This is a genomic window from Streptomyces sp. NPDC003720 (assembly GCF_042875075.1).
GTDB lineage: Bacteria > Actinomycetota > Actinomycetes > Streptomycetales > Streptomycetaceae > Streptomyces.
The window spans coordinates 163,481-182,692 of the sequence record NZ_JBIANZ010000008.1 but is presented as its reverse complement, the minus strand read 5'-3'; the positions used below and the strand labels follow the sequence as shown (position 1 = coordinate 182,692).

Genomic DNA, 19,212 nt, shown 5'->3' with positions numbered 1-19,212 from the left:
GGCCATGGCTATGGCTTCCTTCCGGGAGGTGCGAAGTGCACGGCCCCCCTGATTCGGTTCAGGGGGGCCGTACGGGGAGTTACTTGGAGAGATGGCCCGGGCCGAAGGCCTGGGGCAGCATCTCGGAGAGCGGGAGGACGCCCTCGGGAGTGTCCAGCAGCAGGCCGGGGCCGCCGAACTCGTAAAGGAGCTGGCGGCAGCGGCCGCACGGCACCAGCAGGGCGCCCTCGCCGTCCACGCAGGTGAAGTGCGTGAGGCGGCCGCCGCCCGTGCGCTGGAGCTGCGAGACGAGCCCGCACTCGGCGCACAGGCCGAGCCCGTAGGAGGCGTTCTCGACGTTGCAGCCGGAGACCGTGCGCCCGTCGTCGACCAGGGCGGCCACGCCGACCGGGTAGCCCGAGTAGGGGACGTAGGCGTGGGTCATGGCCTCCCGCGCCTCGGCGCGCAGCGGCTCCCAGTCGAAGCCGGCGTCCGGCGCGGCCGTCACTTGCCCTGCCCCTTCCGGTACCGCATGCCGTCCGCCTTGGGCATGCGCAGCCGCTGGGCGGAGAGCGAGAGCACCAGCAGCGTCACGACGTACGGCGTGGCGCCCACGAAGTCGCTCGGGACCTCGTCGGTGAGCAGGTACCAGGCCAGGACGAGCCCGCCGACGACGAGGCTGACGGCGCCCTGCCAGACGGCCGAGCGGTACAGCTTCCAGCCGGCCAGGACCACGAGCAGGACGACCAGCAGGAGCAGCAGGGCGTGCACGGTCGTGCCGCCGTTGCGCAGCTGCAGCGCGTCGGAGTAGCCGAACAGGCCCGCGCCCATGGCCAGACCGCCCGGCCGCCAGTTGCCGAAGATCATCGCCGCGAGGCCGATGTAGCCGCGCCCGCCGGTCTGGCCCTCCAGGTAGGTGTGGGAGGTGACCAGGGCGAGGAACGCGCCGCCGAGGCCGGCGAGACCGCCGGAGACGGCCACGGCCACGTACTTGTACTGGTAGACGTTGACGCCGAGCGACTCGGCGGCGACCGGGTTCTCGCCGCAGGAGCGCAGCCGCAGGCCGAACGAGGTGCGCCACAGCAGCCACCAGCTGCCGACGAACAGCAGCACGGCCAGGATCGTCACCACCGACAGGTCGGTGATCAGACCGCCGATGATGCCCGCGAGGTCGGAGACCAGGAACCAGTGGTGGTTCTGGACCGTCTGCAGGCCGTCGGACAGGCCCGGCACGGTGACGTGCGGCAGCGAGTCCACGGGCGGCGACTGCTTGGGGTTGCCGCCCGCCTCCGCCGGCTTGCCCTCGGCGAAGAACAGCTTGGCGAGGTACTGGGTGGCGCCGAGCGCCAGCAGGTTGACCGCGACACCGGAGACGATGTGGTCGACGCCGAAGGTGATGGTGGCGACGGCGTGCACCAGGCCGCCCAGGACGCCGAAGCCGATGCCGCACAGCAGGCCCAGCCAGGGGTTGGTCTGCCAGCCGACCCAGCCGGCGCCGAAGGTGCCGAGGATCATCATGCCCTCGAGGCCGATGTTGACCACACCGGCCCGCTCGGACCACAGACCGGCCAGACCGGCGAGGCCGATGGGCACGGCGAGGCCGAGGGCGGCGCCGACCTGTCCTTCGGAGGTGAGCTGGTCGGCGCCGGTGATGACGCGGACCGCGGCCACGAGGAGCAGCGCACCCGCGACGATCATGAGGATCTGGCCGAGCGACCGGCCCGAGCGCTTGCCGGCCGCGCTCTCCGCCTTGGGCGCCGCGGGCGGCGGCGCGTCGGTCATCGTGGCAGTCATCACGCCACCTCCTGCTTCATCGTCGGGGCGGCGGCCTGGGCGGCGAGTTCGGCGCCGACCCGCTGCTGCTGGCGCTTGAGGCCGTAGCGGCGGACGACCTCGTAGGCGATCACGACGCACAGGACGATGACGCCCTGGATCACGCCGAGGATCTCCTTGTCGTAGCCCTGGAACTCCAGGTGGTTGGTGGTGCGCTCCAGAAAGCCCCACAGGAGGGCGCCGAGCGCGATGCCGATCGGGCTGTTGCGGCCGAGCAGCGCGATGGCGATGCCGGTGAAACCGATGCCCGCCGGGAAGTCGTTGCTGAACTGGTGGCTGTCGTTCAGCAGGGTCGGCATGCCGATCAGACCGGCCACCGCACCCGAGATGATCATGCTGGTGGCGACCATCTTCTTCACCCCGACGCCGCTCGCGGCGGCGGCGGTGTCGGACTGGCCGACGGTGCGCAGGTCGAAGCCGAACCGGGTGCGGCCGAGCACGAACCAGTACCCGATGCCGACGACCACGGCGACGACGATGAAGCCCCACAGGACGCCGGCCGGGCCGGTGTCGATGCTGAAGAAGTACGAGGACGACGGCAGCGGCTTGGTGGAGACGAGGGTGCCCGCCTGGTCGAGCTGGCCGAGCTTCCCGGGCTGCAGCAGGTAGGCGATGATCGCGGTGGCGATCGAGTTCAGCATGATCGTCGAGATGACCTCGCTGACGCCGCGGGTCACCTTCAGCACGCCGGCGATGGCCGCCCACAGGGCGCCGGTCGCCATCGCGCAGACGATGATCAGGGGGATGGCGATCCAGCCCGGCACGGTCAGCGCGCCGCCGAGGACGGCCGCGATGAACGCGGCGAGCCGGTACTGGCCGTCCACGCCGATGTTGAACAGGTTCATGCGGAAGCCGATGGCCACCGCGACACCCGCGAGGTAGTAAGTCGTCGCCTTGTTCAGGATGTAGACCTGGCTGTCGCTGGCGAAGCCGTAGGTCACCATGTCGCTGAAGGCGTCGCCCGGGTTCTTGCCGGTGGCGAGGATCACCAGGGTGGTGACGACGAGCGCGGCGACGATCGCCAGCAGCGGCGCCGCGATCCCGAGGAGCAGCCGCTCCTTGTCGATCCGTGAGGTCAGCTTGTTCATCGCGCGTCGTCCTCTGCGTGCTCCAGGTGGCCGGAGGCAGCACCCGTCATGGCGGAGCCCAGCTCCTCGGGGGTGATGGTCGCGGGGTCGGCGTCGGCGACCAGACGGCCCCGGTACATCACCCGCAGGGTGTCGGAGAGCCCGATGAGCTCGTCCAGGTCGGCGGAGATCAGCAGCACGGCCAGGCCCTCGCGCCGGGCCTGCCGGATGTGGTCCCAGATGGCCGCCTGCGCGCCGACGTCCACACCGCGGGTGGGGTGGGCGGCGATGAGCAGCTTGGGGGCGTGGCTCATCTCGCGGCCGACGATCAGCTTCTGCTGGTTGCCGCCGGACAGCGAGGCGGCGGTCACCTCGATGCCGGGCGTGCGGACGTCGTAGTCGCGGACGATGCGCTCGGTGTCGGTGCGGGCCGCCTTGATGTCGAGCAGTCCGCCGCGCGAGTTGGGCTTCTCCGTGACGTGGCCGAGGATGCGGTTCTCCCACAGCGGCGCCTCGAGGAGGAGGCCGTGGCGGTGGCGGTCCTCGGGGATGTAGCCCACGCCGGCCTCGCGGCGGCGGCGGGTGGGGGTGTGGGAGATGTCCTCGCCGTCCAGCGTGACGACGCCGGCGTCCGGGTTCCGCATGCCCATGATCGCCTCGACCAGCTCGGACTGGCCGTTGCCCTCCACACCGGCGATGCCGAGGACCTCGCCCTTGTGGATGGTGAAGGAGATCTCGTCGAGGATGATCCGCTCGACGCCGTCCAGGTCGGTCTGGGACAGGTGCACCTTGTCCACCGTGAGCATGGGGACGTCCGTGACGGTGGACTCCTCCGTCTCCGGCGTGGGCAGCTCGCTGCCGACCATCATCTCGGCGAGCTGCTTGGAGGTGGTGCTGCGCGGCTCGGCCGTGCCGACCGTGGTGCCGCGCCGGATGACGGTGATCTCGTCGGCGACGGAGAGCACCTCGCCCAGCTTGTGGGAGATGAAGATGACGGTGAGGCCCTCGGCCTTGAGCTCGCGGAGGTTGTCGAACAGGGCGTCGACCTCCTGCGGCACGAGCACGGCCGTCGGCTCGTCCAGGATGAGGGTCCGGGCGCCGCGGTAGAGGACCTTGAGGATCTCCACGCGCTGGCGGTCGGCGACGCCGAGCGCCTCGACCAGGACGTCGGGCCGGACGCCCAGGCCGTACGCGTCGGAGATCTCCTTGATCTTCGCGCGCGCCTTGCCGCCGATGCCGTACAGCTTCTCCGCGCCGAGGACGACGTTCTCGAGGACGGTGAGGTTGTCGGCGAGCATGAAGTGCTGGTGCACCATGCCGATGCCGCGGGCGATGGCGTCGCCGGGGTTGCTGAAGGTGACGAGTTCACCGTTGACCGCGATGGTGCCCTCGTCCGGCTGCTGCATGCCGTAGAGGATCTTCATCAGGGTCGACTTGCCGGCGCCGTTCTCACCGCAGAGGGCGTGTACGGTGCCCGTGCGGACCGTGATGTCGATGTCGCGGTTGGCGACGACGCCGGGGAAACGCTTGGTGATGCCGCGCAGTTCGACGGCAGCGGGAGGGCTGGACGCGTTGATGGCGCACTCTCCTCGGGGAAAGGGGCTGCGGGGGGAGGGCAGGCGTCGGCGACGCTAGCGCGGCAACTCGATGCTACACGCGTAGAGTTGACACATTGTTATGGCTCGGCGGGGGGCTGCGGAAGCCGCCCCCGCGCCGAGCCCGGGTCCCACGGGACCCGTCAGGTCACGGGGTGGTCTTGACCTTGACGGAGCCGTCGACGATCTTCTTCTTCGCCGCGTCCAGCTTGGCCTGGATGTCGTCGATGAAGCCGCCGCTGGTGGACAGCGAGACGCCGTCCTTGCTCAGCGAGTAGGTGTTGGTGCCGGTCAGCGGCTTGCCGCCGTGCACGGACTTGACGAAGTCGTAAACACCGAGGTCGACGTTCTTGACCATCGAGGTCAGGATCGAGTTCTTGTACTTGGCCAGACCCGGGATGCTGTACTGGTCCGAGTCCACGCCGATCGCCCAGGCGCCCTTGACGCCGTTGACGGCCTCGATCGCGCCGTTGCCGGAGGAGCCGGCCGCCGAGTAGATCACGTCGGCGCCGTTGTCCAGCATGCCCTGCGCGGCTTCCTTGCCCTTGTCGGGGCTGGCGAAGCCGGAGGTGTCCGAGCCGTGGCTCAGGTACTGGGTGTCGACCTTGATCTTCGAGTTGGTGTCCTTGACGCCCTGGACGTAACCCGCCTCGAACTTCTTGATCAGCGGGACGTCGACGCCGCCGATGAAGCCGACGTGGTCCTTCTTCGTCTTCAGCGCGGCGGCGACACCGGCCAGGTAGGAGCCCTGCTCCTCGGTGAAGGTGATGCTGTCGACGTTCTTCGCGTCCACCACCGAGTCGACGATGCCGAAGCTGGTCTTCGGGTACTTCGCCGCGACCTTGGTCATCGAGGCGGCGTACGCGTAACCGACACCGATGATCGGGCTGTACCCGGCCTCGGCCATGTCCGACAGGCGCTGCTCGCGGTCGGCCTCGGTGTCCGAGGTCTTCGCGGTCAGCTCCTTGATCTCGCCGCCGAACTCCTTCTTCGCCTTGTCGGCACCGCGCGCGGCGGAGTCGTTGAAGGAGCGGTCACCACGGCCGCCGACGTCGAAGGCGAGACCGATCTTGACGCCCTTGCCGTCACCGGAGGAGGACGACGACTTGTCGTTGTCGGAGGAGGTGCTGCCACACGCGGTGGCAGTGAGGGCGAAAGCTGCGGTGGCGGCACACGCAGCGGAAATCTTGGCTACCCGGCGCACGGGAAGGCTCCTTCACCTGACCTGAGCGCCTGTCGGCGCTTGATGTGAGCACCGGATCGGTGCTCAAGCCGAGACGCCCCGACGGCGTCGGCTTCGCGGCATCGTAACGCGCGTAGATGTCGCAAAACACCCCCTCACGAAGCCGTTATCTATTCGAGGCAAACACCGCCTGAACTCGGCGTACCGGGCGTCTCACACGCCTGTTGCGCACAGTGCACGGTTGGCTTACGACCGTGTTGCCCCGGGCGGCCAGGCCCCCCGGGGCCGCGCCCGGGCCCGGGGGGGCGGCTACATGTCGTCGAGCAGCGCGGCGGCCGTGAACATCTCCACGCCGACCGTGATGGCGTGCTCGTCGGCGTCGAAGTCGCCCTGGTGCAGATCCCGGACCATGCGGTCGCCGGGGGTGCGCACGCCCAGGCGGGCCATGGCGCCGGGCACGTTCTCCAGGTACCAGGAGAAGTCCTCGCCGCCGAGGCTCTGCTCGGTGCTCTCGACCGAGTCCATCCCGCGCCGGGCCACCATCGACCGGCGCAGCAGCTCGGCGGACTCCCGATCGTTGACCACCGGCGGGACGCCCCGCACGTAGTTGATCTCCGACTTGGCGCGGTGCAGCGTGGCGATCTCGTCGATGGCCGCGTGCACGATGTCCGGCGCGTCCCGCCAGGCGTCCAGGTCGAGGCAGCGCACGGTGCCGGACAGCTCGGCGTGCTGCGGTACGACGTTCGGGGCATGGCCCGACTCGATCCGGCCCCAGGTGACGGCGAGGCCGGCGCGGGTGTCGACGCGGCGGGCGACCAGCGCGGGCACGTCGATGGCGACGCGGGCGGCCGCCGTGACCAGGTCGGTGGTCAGGTGCGGCCGGGCGGTGTGGCCGCCGGGCCCGTCCAGGGCGACCTCCAGCCGGTCGCAGGCGCTGGTGATGGGCCCGTGCCGCAGGCCGATCCGGCCGGCCTCGACCTTGGGGTCGCAGTGCACGGCGAGGATCCGGCCGACGTTGTCGAGCGCCCCGTCCCCGATCGCGACGAGCGCGCCGCCGGGCAGCACCTCCTCGGCGGGCTGGAAGATCAGCCGCACCGCCCGGGACAGCAGCCCCTTGGCCGCCAGGTCGGCGAGGACCAGACCGGCGCCGAGCACCACGGTGGTGTGCACGTCGTGGCCGCAGGCGTGGGCCCGGTCGGGCACGGTGGACCGGTACGGGCAGTCGGCCTTGGTGTCGGGGATGGGCAGGGCGTCGATGTCGGCGCGCAGGGCGAGCATCGGCACGGCGGTCCGTTCCGCCTCCTGCCCCTCGGCGATCCCGATGTCACAGAGCAGTCCGGTTCCGGTGGCGAGGACGCGGGGCTTGAGCCCGGCCTGCTCGAGCCGCTCCTTGATCGCGGCGGTCGTGCGGAACTCCTGGTTGCCCAGCTCGGGGTGCATATGGAGGTCACGGCGGAAGGCGACCAGTTCGGCGTGCAGGGACTCGCTGAGCACGCCGGGGAGCACGTCCCCGGGCACTTGGGCCTCGGACTCTCGGGACATCAATTGCTTCACCCTCTGAAGGGTAGGACGCCCGACCGGCCAACTGACCCCGGATCAACAAAAGTTCAGCCCGTTAGGGGAAGAAAATCGGACCGGCGGACGCATGGCGGCGGACTTCGGTGGGTAAAACCTCTGTTTCCTCTCTCCACGCATACCACGCATCACCGTCCCCACGCTCCCCCAGTCCGCCGAGCGGACGCACGCGCGGCCGGTGGCGGACCAGGCGGAGCCCGGCGCCGGACGTCTCCCCGAGATGGTGTCCCGGCCCGCGACACCCACCCGGAGCTGCGCTTCCACGCCCGCGCGCCGTCCTGCCTGACGCGCGGGGCAGGAGCGGGCGCCGCTGGACCGATCGGGTTGACCGGGGCCGGGCGCACCGGTGCTCCGGTGCCGCGGTGAAGCTCACATCTTGCTCAGAGAACGCCCGGACTCCCTCGGTCCGCCCTCCGGCACTGCCATGATCCGGTCAGCCGTCGGCCGATACCCGGCCGCTGTCAGACCGGGAGTGCCGACATGTCCATCCGGACCCTCGCGGGCCCGAGCCTCGCGTGCACGCTGCTGCTCGTCCCGCTCACCGGCTGCGCCTCCGCCCACGGCCGCCCGTCCGGGCAGGGCCGGCCGGCGGTGCCGGCCCCGGCACCGCACCGCACCCCGACGCCCACCCACCAGAGGCCCCCTGAGCTGGACGCGGGCGAAACCCTGGCCGGCGGCCTCGGGGTGACGACGGGGAACGCGAGCATCGCCTTCGGCAAGGGCAGAAAGGGCGACGCCCTGATCCTCGCGGTGCGCTGCCAGGGCACGGGACGCATGAGGGTCGCCGTCCGCCCCGTGCACGTGTCCTTCCCGCTGGACTGCCGCGCCGGCCGGACGGGCACCGTCTACAACGAGGTGAACACCGGCGGCGCGGAGGACGGCGGCGTCGCCTCCGTCGAGGCCCCGCCGTCCGTGCGCTGGTCGATGACGATCGGCAGAGGCACGCCGCCGCGGGAGGAGCCCCCGGGCGGCGACGCCTGATCCGCTCCGAGGATCAGGCGTTCTTCGGCGCGGCCTGCTGCACCACGTCGAAGGACCACAGGGTGGAGCCGGAGGCGGCGGGCCTCGGCTTCTCGCCGCCCTCGCCGCCGCCCTGGTGGGCCGACTTCATCGGCCCCTCCATCCAGGCCTGGAACGCCGCCTCGTCCCGCCAGCGGGTGTAGACGAGGTACTGGTCGGTCCCCTCGACCGGCCGCAGCAGCTCGAACCACTCGAACCCGTCGGAGTTCTCCACGGCGTGGGCCCGCGACGCGAACCGCTTCTCCAGCGTCTCCCGCTGCTCGGCCGGCACGGTCAGCACGTTGATCTTCACTACGCTCATGAACCCATACTGCCCCGCACCGGCACCGCTCGCTCACTCCCCCTCGAACAGCTCCGCCGCGTCCTCGGCACGCATCGCCCGCTGGGCCGCGGACTCCCCCGCCCGCATATCCGTCCGCGACTCCAAGGACCCGGCGGCCGGCGTCCTCGGGTTCGCGCCCGGCGCCTTCGCCGCCTTCGTCCGGAGTCTGAAGGGGCGTCACGCCGGCGCTTCTTGACCCTCACGCCGTGTCAGGCGGTCGACTCGGAGACGTCATGTTCACCATCGGAGACTTCGCCCGGCACGGCCGCGTCTCGGTCCGGATGCTGCGTCACTACGACGCGACCGGACTGCTGCGCCCGGCCCACGTCGACCCCGCGTCCGGCTACCGCTACTACACCGCCGCCCAGTTGGCGCGCCTCAACCGCGTGATCGCGCTCAAGGACCTCGGGCTCACCCTCAAGCAGGTCGGGGAGATCCTCGACGAGAAGGTGAGCAGCGAGGATCTGCGCGCCATGCTGCGGCTGCGGCGGGCGGAGCTGGAGGCCGCCATGACGGCCGCGGCGGACCGGCTGGTCCAGGTCGAGGCGAGGCTCCGGGCCATCGAGAGCGAGGGGCACATGCCCGAGAACGACGTCGTCATCAAGAGCCTCCCGGCCGTGCGGGTCGCGGAGCTGACCGCGGTCGCGGCGAGTTTCCAGCCCGAGGACATCGGCCCGGTCATCGGGCCGCTGTACGACGAGCTGTTCCGCCGTCTGGACGAGGCGGGCGTCAAGCCGACCGGGCCCGGGGTCGCCTACTACGAGGACGCGCCGGAGGGCGAGGGCAGGATCACCGTGCACGCCGCCGTGCAGGTGTCCGCACCGCTCCGGGACGGCGCGCTGCGGATCGTCGACCTGCCGCCCGTCGGCACGGCGGCGACCGTCATGCACCGCGGCTCGATGGACACCGTCCTCCCCACGGCCCAGACCCTGGCCCGCTGGATCGACGCCAACGGCTACCGGTCGACCGGCTACCCCCGCGAGGTCAATCTGGAGTGCCCGGAGAACCGCGACGACTGGGTGACGGAACTCCAGGCGCCGGTGACCCGGAGCTGACGCCCGCGGGGGCCGGCGTCGGGCTACTCCACGTCGATGCCGAAGTCCCGCAGGAGCTCCTCCAGGCCGCCGGTGTAGCCCTTGCCGCCGAGGACGAAGTCCCAGTCGCCGGTGGACCTGCGGCGGAACGAGCCGAGGACCAGGGCGGTCTCGGACGGCCGGCCGTCCGAGACCTCCAGGCACCCCAGCTCGGCCATCCCCGGGTCGAGGAGCCTGATCCGGGCGTCCGTGAAGCCGGAGAGGTCGGCGGCCGGGTTCACCTCCGGATCGACGGCGGCCACGAGTACGAGCCGGTCGGCCTCACGCGGCAGTCCGTCGAAGGAGACGCAGATCGCGGCCTTGTCGGGCGCGGTGGCGGGAAGGGCGCGCACCGTGCCGTCCGGCGTCCGGGGATTGTTGTAGAAGACGAGGTGATCGTCGCCGAGGACGATGCTGCCCCGGCAGACGAGAGCGCACACGTCCAGGGCGACGTTCCCGGTCCACGACATGCCCAGGACGTTGTAGTCGTCGGGCAGCCGGGTGTCCGGCCCGTCGGACGCCGGCTGTCCGGCGGTCCGCCGGCCGCCGTCGCCCAGCCGCCCGGTCAGCCCGTGGCGGTGCAGCAGGTCGACGAGTTCGGGGCCGGAGACGAGTTCCAGCGGCTTGCCGTTGGCGAAGGTGTGCGAGCCGGGGCCGAACTTCGAGGTCGTCACGAGGACGCCCTTGTTGGCACCGACGTCCTGCACGGTTCCGTACAGGTCGCGCACGGCGGTGGGCGGCACCGTGTTCCGGTAGCGCTTCACCTGGACGACGATCTTGCCGCCGCGGATCGGCGCCGGATCCAGTGCGTCGACGTCGACGCCGCCGTCGTTGGAACGCTGGGTGGTGACCGCCTGCATCCCCATGGCCCGGAAGAGATCCGCGACGAGGTTCTCGAAGGCGATGGGGTCCATGGCGAACAGGTCGGGTTCCTCGTCGCCGCCGTGGGCGACCACGCGGTTCCCGACGTCCTGCGGCCGCCTGCCCGGCCGTACCGCTGTGAGCTGGTCCGGCCGGGCCGAGAGCTGCCCGCGCAGTGCGTCGGCCAGGCAACTGCACGCGTCCACCTGTGCCAGGTGCAGATCGCGGAACGAGGAGCGGGAGGCCATGACCGTCGCGAGGAAGATCTGGCCCGGCCTGCCCGTGGTGGGGTCGTGCCCGTCGACGAAGCCGTTCAGGGCGACCGATTCGAGCGCGCCCAACTCGTCGGCGGCGAACAGCTCGTGCAGTACGAGCAGCATGCACTGGGCGAGCACCTCCCGGTACAGGGCACGGCGCTGGCCCACGGGGCGGGGCGTCTCCTTGTCCTGGTCGGTCCCGGACACGTACCGAACGGCCTTGACCTCCGGCACGATGCCGTAGGCGGGCAGTTCCCAGTCCAGCACGAGCTGCCGCGCCGCCGGGTCGTAGGCCGCCGCCACCTGGCGCGGGAGATCCTCCGGCCACGCCGTGGAGGCGTAGAGGGCGGCGGAGAAGTACTCGATCACGGCATCGGGATCGTGGCGTCCCACCCCCTCGGTCAGCGCGGCGACGCCGGCGTTGTGCCTCCGGACCTCTTCGAGCCGGGCGTCGGCCCACTGCCGGTACTGCCGCTGGTACGCCGCCAGCTGCTGCTGCCGGTGCGCCTCCGCCGCCTGGGCGGCGTGCCAGTCGCGTTCGAAGCGGGCCCGGGCTTCGGCCTGCGCCTGGGCCCGGCGGCCCGCCGTCCAGCCGCTCTGCGTCTCGTAGCGGCTGAAGTCCGGCATCGGCACCGGCTGCGCCAGCGGGCCCGGCGAGAAGGGCTGGACCTCCTCGGGCCGCATGAGCGAGGCGGCCCGGAAGGCCGGTGCCCGGCAGCCCGAGGCGAGCAGTCCCCGCAGCGAGGCGACCTGTGCGTCCAGCTCCTCCGTACGCCGGAGGGCCTCCGCCTGCCGGTACTCGCGGTGGCTCTGGGCGGCTCGCCGCTGGTAGGCCCGCGCCTGCTGCTCCTGCTGTCTGCGCCGTCGGGCTTCCGCTTCCAGTTGGCGCTGCTGCTGCCGTTGCATCTCGGCCCAGGCACCGACGAAACCAGTGGAGCGACGACTCATGCGCTGCACACCCTCCCCAGGACGCCGGCAGCCGAAAGGCACTCTGGTTGCCCCCCGCAACCAGTTGTAACGGGAAGATTTTAGTGCCGCATCGGTCGGCGTTCACCCCGCCGTGATCGATCGGTGACAGGGACCGATGGCGGGGAGAGCACGCCCCGCCGTCAGGCCGGCCCCACCGCCGCCAGCCGGTGCACGTCCCGCGCCGTGCCCGTGACCCCGGACAGGAAGCCCTGTGCGCGGGGCGAGGCCGTCTCGGTGAGCCAGGTGGGGTCGATGTCGCAGACCGCGACGCGGACGCCGGTGCCGGCCAGGGCCAGGGGGAGGGTGTGGACGACGGTGGAGGGGAAGCTCAGGATGGTGCGGCCGATGGGGCCCCGGCGGGCGATGAGTTCCAGGGGGAGGTCGGGGCGGACGATCTCCAGGCCCGTCTCCGCGGCCAGGCGGTGGAGCTTGTCGGTGCTCTCGCGGCGGTGGGCGAAGTAGCGGGTGGCTCCGTGGGCCCTGGCCAGGGACTGGACGGCGGCCAGGTAGCGGTCGCCGTCGACCACGCCGGTCTCCACCAGGGAGGTGCCGACCATGTCGGCGCTCGCGGTGATGCGCGGCGGGCCGAAGCGGGCGCGGGTCCAGGCGAAGTCGTTGACGGTGACCGTGACGCCGTCCGGGGTCTCGGTCACCGGCATGGAGGAGAAGACCTCGACGCGGCGGTGCTCGCTCGGGGTGAGGCGGCGGCGGGCCGAGGAGGAGACCGGGGCGAAGAGCAGGTCGCGGGGGCCGGGCCGGCCGCCCTTGCGGTGCCAGCGGACCAGGCGTTCGCCGCGGGCGAGCTGGGCGACGAACTCCATGGTCGCGGTGCCGTCGTCGACGACGACCAGGTCGCGGGCCCGGGTGATGGTCAGGAGCAGTTGCACGTAGCGGGAGAAGGGGTCGCCCATCACGATGCGGTCGGCGCGGCGCAGCGGGCCGGCCAGGCCGCCGATGGTGTGGAAGGGCGCGGTCGTGCCGCCCCGCGCCTCCTCCCAGCGCACCCGGTACCCCTCGTCCCGGGCCAGGTCCGCCATGCGGCGGAGCTGGCCCCGGGTCATGGGGTCGGTCGGGGACAGCACGACGAGGGTGAGCTCCGCGTCGGCCGCCGCCGGAGCGCCGGCCGGTGCCCGGCGTATCTGCGCAGGCACGGACGGCAGGCCGTCCGTTCGCGCGCCCTGCAGGCCGTGCAGGTGCGCCCACTCCAGTACGTTCAGCAGCTGTACCGGGCTCTCCACGAAGGCGAGCGTGCGGGCAGGGTGGCCGGGGTGACCGGCGCGGGGGCTCATCGGCGTGCGACCGTCCCGTCTCAGGGCAACCGTTGGGCGATCGGGGTGGTCAGACCGCGACCGGCTCGCCCGCGGCCGCCGCGATCTCCGCCTCGGCGACGACGCCGGGGACGCGGCGCAGCTTCTTCATCGGGCCCATCTCGGAGTCGTAGACCTTCTTGACGCCGTCGCCGAGGGAGGCCTCGATGGTGCGGATGTCGCGGACGAGGCGCTGCAGGCCCTGCGGCTCGACGGAGGCGGCCTGGTCGGAGCCCCACATGGCGCGGTCGAGGGTGATGTGGCGCTCGACGAAGGTGGCGCCGAGGGCGACGGCGGCCAGGGTCGTCTGCAGGCCGGTCTCGTGGCCGGAGTAGCCGATCGGGACGTTCGGGTACTCGTCCTGCAGGGTGTTGATGACGCGGAGGTTCAGCTCCTCGGCCTTGGCCGGGTAGGTCGAGGTGGCGTGGCAGAGCAGGATGTTGTCGCTGCCCAGGACCTCGACCGCGTGGCGGATCTGCTTCGGGGTCGACATGCCGGAGGACAGGATGACCGTGCGGCCGGTGGCGCGCAGGGCGCGCAGCAGCTCGTCGTCGGTGAGGGAGGCGGAGGCCACCTTGTGGGCGGGGACGTCGAACTTCTCCAGGAAGGCGACGGCCTCGGTGTCCCACGGGGAGGCGAACCAGTCGATCCCCTTCTCCTTGCAGTACTCGTCGATCTGGCGGTACTCGTCCTCGCCGAACTCGACCCGGTGGCGGTAGTCGATGTAGGTCATCCGGCCCCAGGGGGTGTCGCGCTCGATGTCCCACTGGTCGCGCGGGGTGCAGATCTCCGGGGTGCGCTTCTGGAACTTCACGGCGTCGCAGCCGGCCTCGGCGGCCACGTCGATGAGCTTGAAGGCGTTCTCCAGCTCACCGTTGTGGTTGATGCCGATCTCACCGCAGATGTAGACGGGGCGGCCCGGGCCGGCCTCGCGCGTACCGAACGTGCGGATGCGGGAGTTGGTGCTCATGGCAGGAGATGTCCTTACTTGGGGAGGGAATCGAGAGAGGGGCCGAGGATCCAGCTGGCGATCTCTCGGATCGCGCCGTCACCGCCGGGGACGGTGGTGACCGCGCGTGCGGCGCCGCGTACGACGTCGTGGGCGCTCGCGACCGCCACGGGCCAGCCGACGAGGGCGAAGCACGGGAGGTCGTTGACGTCGTTGCCGACGTAGAGCACGCGCTCCGGCGCGATGCCCTGCTCCTCGCACCACTGCTTGAGGGCGAGGTCCTTGCGGTCGATGCCGTGCAGGACCGGGAGCTTGAGCTTCCGGGCGCGGGCGGCGACCACCGGGTTCTGTTCCGTGGAAAGGATCAGCATCTTCAGGCCGCTCCGGCGGAGGGCCGCGATGCCGAGTCCGTCGCCGCGGTGCACGGAGACGAACTCCCGTCCGTCGGAGTCGATCAGCACCCGGTCGTCGGTCTGGGTGCCGTCGAAGTCGAGGACTACGGCGTCGATGTCGTCGTAGGCGGGCAGGGCGCTCGGCCGGTCCGCGTCGAAGAGCGGGGCGAGGGCGCGGGCGCGGGCCAGGTCGTGCGGGTCGTCGATCTCCAGCACCCGGGCCGGGTCGGTGCGGACCAGTTCGGTGTGGCCGAAGAAGCGGTGCCCGTGCTCGCGGAAGCCGGCCGCGTCCATCGCGTAGGCGGCGCCGGTCTCCAGCAGGTCCTGGGGGCGGTCCTGGCGGCGGGGGCGGAACGACTTGTCGTGGTTGACGCCGTAGCCGCCGCCGGCCGTCCGGGTGCCGGGCACCGTCGTGGTGTCGACGGCGCTCAGGGAGGCGCCGACGGCCGTGCCCGGGCCGGGGCCGGCCGTCACCGGGTCGTCGGCCGCGTCCCGCCAGACGAAGCCGTGGAAGGCGGCGACGGTCACGGCGGTGTCGGCGCCGTTCTCGACGACGGCGGCGGCGACCGCGTCCACGTCCTCGCGGACCAGGAACGGGCTGGTGCACTGCACCAGCAGGACGACGTCGACGGGGGCGCCGTGCAGGGCCTCGTGCGCGTCCATGGCGTGCAGGACGGCGGCCTCCGAGGTCGCCGTGTCACCGGCTATGGCGGCGGGGCGGAGCACGACCTCGGCGCCGGCCTGGCGGGCCTCGGCGGCGATGGCCGGGTCGTCCGTGGAGACCACGACGTCGGTGACCAGCCGGGTCGCCCGGCACTCGCGCACCGCGCGGGTGACCAGCGGGACGCCGCCGACCGGGGCGAGGTTCTTCGCGGGCACGCCCTTGGAGCCGCCGCGGGCGGGGATCACCGCGAGCACCCGGGGCACCGAGGCCCCTGGTTCCGCGTCCGTGTGGGGCATGGGGTTCTCTCCTTGACGTGGGATCCGGCCGCTCACAGCTCCCCCATCCGCCGGATCACGGGGGCCACCCGCTGCACGCCGTGGCGGTAGGCGCCGCGTGCGGCCCGGCGCACGATCTGGCGGACGGGGCCGGGCTCCTTGTCGGCGGCGGGCGCGCCGGGCAGCGGGGCGCCGTCGGGGCCGAGGTGGTGGCGGGCGAGGATGCCGGGCAGGTAACCGGGCGCGGTCTCGGGTGTGTAGTAGGGGTTCAGGGGCGGCAGGCCGCCCGGCCGGCCCAGCAGCTTGGTGATGCGTTCGCGGGCGCTGTCGAAGGCGGTTCCGTAGGAGCCGTCGGCCGAGACGCCCTGCCGGGCCAGCCACTCCGGGTCGGCGGCCGGGCGGTGCCCGGCGTCGAGCCGGTCCCAGGAGGCGAGGCAGCCGGATCCGGTGAAGTGGTGGTTGCCGAGCACCTCGCGCACGCCCAGGTCGGTCAGGACGGCCGTGGGGATGCGCCGGTGCAGGGCTTCGAGGGCGGCCGTGGAGCTGACCGTGACCAGCAGGTCGGTGCGGTCCAGCACCTCGCCCATGTGGCCGTACACCAGGCGGAAGTTGGCGGGCGGCGCCATGCCCTGGACCAGCTTCTGGTACGGCAGTTCCTCGATGTGGGTGGTGTGTTCGCCGGGCTTGGAGCGCAGCTTCAGCAGTACCTCGCGGCCGGGGTGCCGGCGGGCGTGCTCGATGAGCCGGTTCAGCAGGTAGGCGCGGTCCCGGCGGTTGTCCGGTACGGAGGGCTGGGCCGCGAACACCACGGTGTACGGGTCGTGTTCGCCGGCGTAGGGCTCCCCGCCGAGGAAGGGCAGCGCGACCTCGGTGACCGCGGAGGCGTCGGCGCCGACCCCTTCGTAGACGGCCCGGAAGCGGTCCGCGTCGTGCGCCGAGTTGGCGAGGACGAGATCGGCTCCGTGGCGCAGCAGCAGGCCGTCGGCGAGCTTCTCGTAGACGACGCCCACGTAGCCGGTGACGACGACGGGGCGCCTGCCGGAGGCCCAGGCGTTGCGCAGCCCGTGCAGCATCGCCTGCACACCGCCGCCGACCAGGGCGAGGACGAGGATGTCGTACGGTTCCTCGGCGCTGTCGCTCATCGCGCGCAGGAACTGGACGCCGGTGACCTCGCTGAGGGAGTCGGCGCGGACGCCGACCTCCCGGAGCTGGCGGGCGGTGGGGGTGGCTCGTCCGCGCAGGAGGTAGCCGTCGAGCCGGACGTCGGCACCGGTGGGGGTGAGGCGTCGCGCGGTGAGCGCGCCCCACTTCCACCGGGTGTCGGAGTCCGCCAGGACGGCGATCCGCAGGGACTTCGTTGCACTTGCTGGCACGTCGAAGACGCTAGGAAGGCATTCCGTTGTTCCGCCCAACCCGAATGCAACAAACGGTTAACAGCACATCGCCGAATGGCGAATCGGCCCGTGAGCGGCGCGGAAAAAGACCCGGTTCACAGCTTCGCCACGCGTCGTTCACCCGGTATCAAGCCGACGGTCAAGACGAATGGCGGGCCGCGCCCTAACGTCCGTGACGTGGTCAAGCTCTCCGTCATCGTGCCGTTCTACAACGTGCAGCAATACGCGCCCGACACCCTGAGGAGCCTCGGTGCGAACGCGCGTGAGGACTTCGAATTCATTCTCGTCGACGACTGCTCCCGCGACGGGACACCAGAGATCCTCGCGCGCGCGGAGCGCGAGCTGCCGGGCGCGGTCCTCGTCCGGCACGAACGGAACGGAGGGCTCGCGACCGCCCGCAACACCGGCATCGACCGGGCGCGCGGCGAGTACCTGACCTTCCTGGACGGGGACGACTGGCTCGCCCCCGGCTACTACCCGAAGCTGGTCGCCGCCATCGAGGAACTGGGCTGCGACTTCCTGCGCACCGACCATGTGCAGTGCACGGCGCGGGCCCGCACCGTGCACCGGGTGCCGGTCGGGCGGCGGAACATGGTGCTGGATCCGCGCGCGGCGATCCTGCCCGCCGACCGGTCGACCTCCGTGGACTACGCCTACGCCTGGGCGGGCGTCTACCACCGCCGGCTGGTGGACAGGGGGCTGCTGCACTTCACCGACGGGCTGCGCACGGCCGAGGACCGGCCGTGGATCTGGAAGCTGCACCGGGAGGCGGAGTCGTTCGCCGCGGTCGGACTGCTCGGGGTGTTCTACCGGCGCGGGGTCGCCTCCTCGCTCACCCAGATCGGTGATGTCCGTCAGCTCGATTTCATTCGCGCTTTCGACCAGGTCGTCGCGGAGACCGCCGAGGACCCGGAATCCGGCGCTCTGCTGCCGAAGGCCGTCCGTACGTATTGCGCCATCATTTCCCATCACCTGGGATCCATCGAAAGGTTCGAGCCGGCGGTGGCGAGAAAACTGAAATCCCTGAGTTCCGCCGCGCTGCGGCGTATGCCGCAGGACGTGCTGGACGACGCGCTGGACTCCATGGACCTGCGGCGTGCCACCAAGCTGCGCCGGCTGCGCCGCCGCCCCGTCCCCGCGGGAGCCGCCGCGTGACCACCCAGATCTTCCAGGCGTCCTCGCTGTACGGCGTGGCCACGCTGGCCGCCGCCCTGGACTCCGGCTGCTTCCGCCCCGCCGGCCGGCGGATCCTGCTGGTCTGCAACAACGCGGCCACGCCCGAGACCACGCCGGGACCGCAGGAGATGCCCGGCTTCGAGCGGCTGCGCGAGCGCTTCGACGACGTGCTGTCGTACAACGAGACGTTCTTCCCCTTCCATCCCGGCGGCTGGGCGCCCCGGCCGGAGGACCTGCCGCTCTGGGAGCGGTATCTGCGCCTGGCGTGGCAGCTCGGCGACGAGCCCGTCGAGCTGGCCGTGGAGTCGATCCAGGTCAATCCGTCACTCGCGCTCGCCCAGATGTTCACCGGCGCCCCCGTCACCGTCTACGCCGACGGCCTGATGAGCTACGGCCCCACCCGGAACAAGATCGACCCGCTGGTCGGCACCCGCGTGGACCGGGTGCTCCACCTGGACCTGGTGCCGGGCCTGGAGCCGCTGCTGCTCACCGAGTTCGGCGTCCCGGCGGAGATCGTGCCGACGCCCGCCTTCACCAAGGTCCTGGCCGAACTCGCGCCGCAGGCCGGTGATCTGCCGGAGGTGGAGGAGCCCGCGCTGCTGCTCGGCCAGTACCTGTCCGCGCTGGGCATCCTCACCGCCGAGCAGGAGGAGGACCTGCATGTGCGGATGCTCAGAGGCGCTCGTGAACTCGGGCACGACACGGTGGTGTTCAAGCCGCACCCCACCGCGCCCGCGCGCTTCACCCGCACCCTGGAGGAGGAGGCGGAGCGGCTCGGGGTGCACCTCACCGTGCTGGACGCCCCGGTCCTCGCCGAGGTGCTGTACCAGCGGATGCGTCCGGCGCTGGTCGTGGGCTGCTTCTCCACCGCCCTGCTCACCGCGTCCGCGCTGTACGGCCTGCCGGTGGCCCGGGTCGGCACCGGGATGCTGCTGGAGCGGCTGACGCCGTTCGAGAACAGCAACCGGATCCCGGTGACCGTGGCCGACGCGCTGCTGCCGGACCTGGGCGACCGGGCCGCGGTGGACGGGCGGCGGCCCGGGATGGACGTGGCGGCGCTGGGCGCGCTGGTCCGCGCGGTGGGCTTCGCGATGCAGCCGAAGATCCTGCCCGGGCTGCGCGCCGAGACCGAGCGGTATCTCGCGGGCGGCCCGGACGAGCGGACCCTGCGCTACTTCAAGCGCAAGCGGCTGACCTCGCTGGCGCTGCCCGGCGGGGTGCCGTCCCAGCTCGCGTTCATCCCGCGCAACGCCACGGTCCGCCGGATGGCGCGCAAGGCGCGCGGGCTGCGCCGGGTCGTACGGCGCTGATCCCCTCTCCT

Annotated in this window: 17 protein-coding genes; 5 read left to right on the top strand and 12 right to left on the bottom strand. The window is 71.8% G+C overall.

Annotated features, from left to right (window positions below; all coding sequences use genetic code 11):
* Nucleotides 1-79: 79 nt before the first annotated feature.
* The 6 genes from ACFYU0_RS22990 to ACFYU0_RS22965 all read right to left on the bottom strand — a co-directional run bounded on the left by ACFYU0_RS22990 (nucleotide 80) and on the right by ACFYU0_RS22965 (nucleotide 7,199).
* Nucleotides 80-487, bottom strand: coding sequence for a cytidine deaminase (locus tag ACFYU0_RS22990; protein WP_351670070.1), 408 nt, complete (start codon nucleotides 485-487; stop codon nucleotides 80-82).
* A complete protein-coding gene (locus tag ACFYU0_RS22985) occupies nucleotides 484-1,773 on the bottom strand; it encodes an ABC transporter permease (RefSeq protein WP_351670073.1) in 1,290 nt (429 codons plus the stop codon). Before ACFYU0_RS22985 ends, ACFYU0_RS22990 begins: the two co-directional genes overlap by 4 nt.
* On the bottom strand, nucleotides 1,773-2,900 hold the full coding sequence (locus ACFYU0_RS22980) for an ABC transporter permease (protein ID WP_351670076.1): 1,128 nt from the start codon (nucleotides 2,898-2,900) through the stop codon (nucleotides 1,773-1,775). Before ACFYU0_RS22980 ends, ACFYU0_RS22985 begins: the two co-directional genes overlap by 1 nt.
* Nucleotides 2,897-4,423, bottom strand: a complete 1,527-nt coding sequence (locus tag ACFYU0_RS22975) for an ABC transporter ATP-binding protein (RefSeq protein ID WP_351670336.1) — start codon at nucleotides 4,421-4,423, stop codon at nucleotides 2,897-2,899. The genes ACFYU0_RS22980 and ACFYU0_RS22975 overlap by 4 nt, the downstream gene beginning before the upstream one ends.
* A 199-nt stretch (nucleotides 4,424-4,622) precedes the next feature.
* Nucleotides 4,623-5,678 carry a BMP family protein gene (locus tag ACFYU0_RS22970; protein ID WP_389303839.1) on the bottom strand — a complete coding sequence of 352 codons (1,056 nt, stop codon included), beginning with the start codon at nucleotides 5,676-5,678 and terminating at the stop codon, nucleotides 4,623-4,625.
* Nucleotides 5,679-5,966: 288 nt separating this feature from the next.
* Nucleotides 5,967-7,199, bottom strand: coding sequence for an amidohydrolase (locus tag ACFYU0_RS22965; protein ID WP_351670082.1), 1,233 nt, complete (start codon nucleotides 7,197-7,199; stop codon nucleotides 5,967-5,969).
* 513 nt (nucleotides 7,200-7,712) lie between these two features.
* On the opposite strand from ACFYU0_RS22965, the gene ACFYU0_RS22960 reads away from it, so the two are divergent.
* Complete coding sequence (locus ACFYU0_RS22960; protein WP_389303837.1) at nucleotides 7,713-8,213, top strand: hypothetical protein; 501 nt, start codon at nucleotides 7,713-7,715, stop codon at nucleotides 8,211-8,213.
* 13 nt (nucleotides 8,214-8,226) lie between these two features.
* Here ACFYU0_RS22960 and ACFYU0_RS22955 read toward each other — a convergent pair whose 3' ends face one another.
* Nucleotides 8,227-8,553, bottom strand: a complete 327-nt coding sequence (locus tag ACFYU0_RS22955) for an antibiotic biosynthesis monooxygenase (RefSeq protein ID WP_351670088.1) — start codon at nucleotides 8,551-8,553, stop codon at nucleotides 8,227-8,229.
* Between ACFYU0_RS22955 and ACFYU0_RS22950 the strand changes: the two genes are divergently transcribed.
* A complete protein-coding gene (locus ACFYU0_RS22950) occupies nucleotides 8,552-8,770 on the top strand; it encodes a DUF397 domain-containing protein (protein WP_389303835.1) in 219 nt (72 codons plus the stop codon). The two genes, ACFYU0_RS22955 and ACFYU0_RS22950, sit on opposite strands and share 2 nt — an antisense overlap.
* Before the next feature lie 37 nt (nucleotides 8,771-8,807).
* Complete coding sequence (locus tag ACFYU0_RS22945; RefSeq protein ID WP_389303833.1) at nucleotides 8,808-9,629, top strand: MerR family transcriptional regulator; 822 nt, start codon at nucleotides 8,808-8,810, stop codon at nucleotides 9,627-9,629.
* Nucleotides 9,630-9,652: 23 nt separating this feature from the next.
* Here ACFYU0_RS22945 and ACFYU0_RS22940 read toward each other — a convergent pair whose 3' ends face one another.
* The 5 genes from ACFYU0_RS22940 to ACFYU0_RS22920 all read right to left on the bottom strand — a co-directional run bounded on the left by ACFYU0_RS22940 (nucleotide 9,653) and on the right by ACFYU0_RS22920 (nucleotide 16,694).
* Complete coding sequence (locus ACFYU0_RS22940) at nucleotides 9,653-11,713, bottom strand: restriction endonuclease (RefSeq protein ID WP_389303831.1); 2,061 nt, start codon at nucleotides 11,711-11,713, stop codon at nucleotides 9,653-9,655.
* Between the two features lie 161 nt (nucleotides 11,714-11,874).
* Nucleotides 11,875-13,023: a hypothetical protein gene (locus ACFYU0_RS22935; RefSeq protein ID WP_389303829.1), complete on the bottom strand. Its 1,149-nt coding sequence runs from the start codon at nucleotides 13,021-13,023 to the stop codon at nucleotides 11,875-11,877.
* 49 nt (nucleotides 13,024-13,072) lie between these two features.
* The gene (locus ACFYU0_RS22930; RefSeq protein ID WP_351670102.1) at nucleotides 13,073-14,011 is read right to left on the bottom strand and encodes an N-acetylneuraminate synthase family protein; all 939 of its coding nucleotides are present in this window, start codon (nucleotides 14,009-14,011) and stop codon (nucleotides 13,073-13,075) included.
* Between the two features lie 14 nt (nucleotides 14,012-14,025).
* Nucleotides 14,026-15,342 carry a cytidylyltransferase domain-containing protein gene (locus ACFYU0_RS22925; RefSeq protein WP_389303827.1) on the bottom strand — a complete coding sequence of 439 codons (1,317 nt, stop codon included), beginning with the start codon at nucleotides 15,340-15,342 and terminating at the stop codon, nucleotides 14,026-14,028.
* 32 nt (nucleotides 15,343-15,374) lie between these two features.
* Nucleotides 15,375-16,694 (bottom strand): DUF6716 putative glycosyltransferase, encoded by a 1,320-nt coding sequence (locus ACFYU0_RS22920; protein ID WP_389303825.1) that lies wholly within the window; start codon nucleotides 16,692-16,694, stop codon nucleotides 15,375-15,377.
* A 198-nt stretch (nucleotides 16,695-16,892) separates the two neighbouring features.
* On the opposite strand from ACFYU0_RS22920, the gene ACFYU0_RS22915 reads away from it, so the two are divergent.
* Nucleotides 16,893-17,870 carry a glycosyltransferase family 2 protein gene (locus ACFYU0_RS22915; protein WP_389303823.1) on the top strand — a complete coding sequence of 326 codons (978 nt, stop codon included), beginning with the start codon at nucleotides 16,893-16,895 and terminating at the stop codon, nucleotides 17,868-17,870.
* Complete coding sequence (locus ACFYU0_RS22910; RefSeq protein WP_389303822.1) at nucleotides 17,867-19,201, top strand: alpha-2,8-polysialyltransferase family protein; 1,335 nt, start codon at nucleotides 17,867-17,869, stop codon at nucleotides 19,199-19,201. The genes ACFYU0_RS22915 and ACFYU0_RS22910 overlap by 4 nt, the downstream gene beginning before the upstream one ends.
* Nucleotides 19,202-19,212 lie beyond the last annotated feature (11 nt).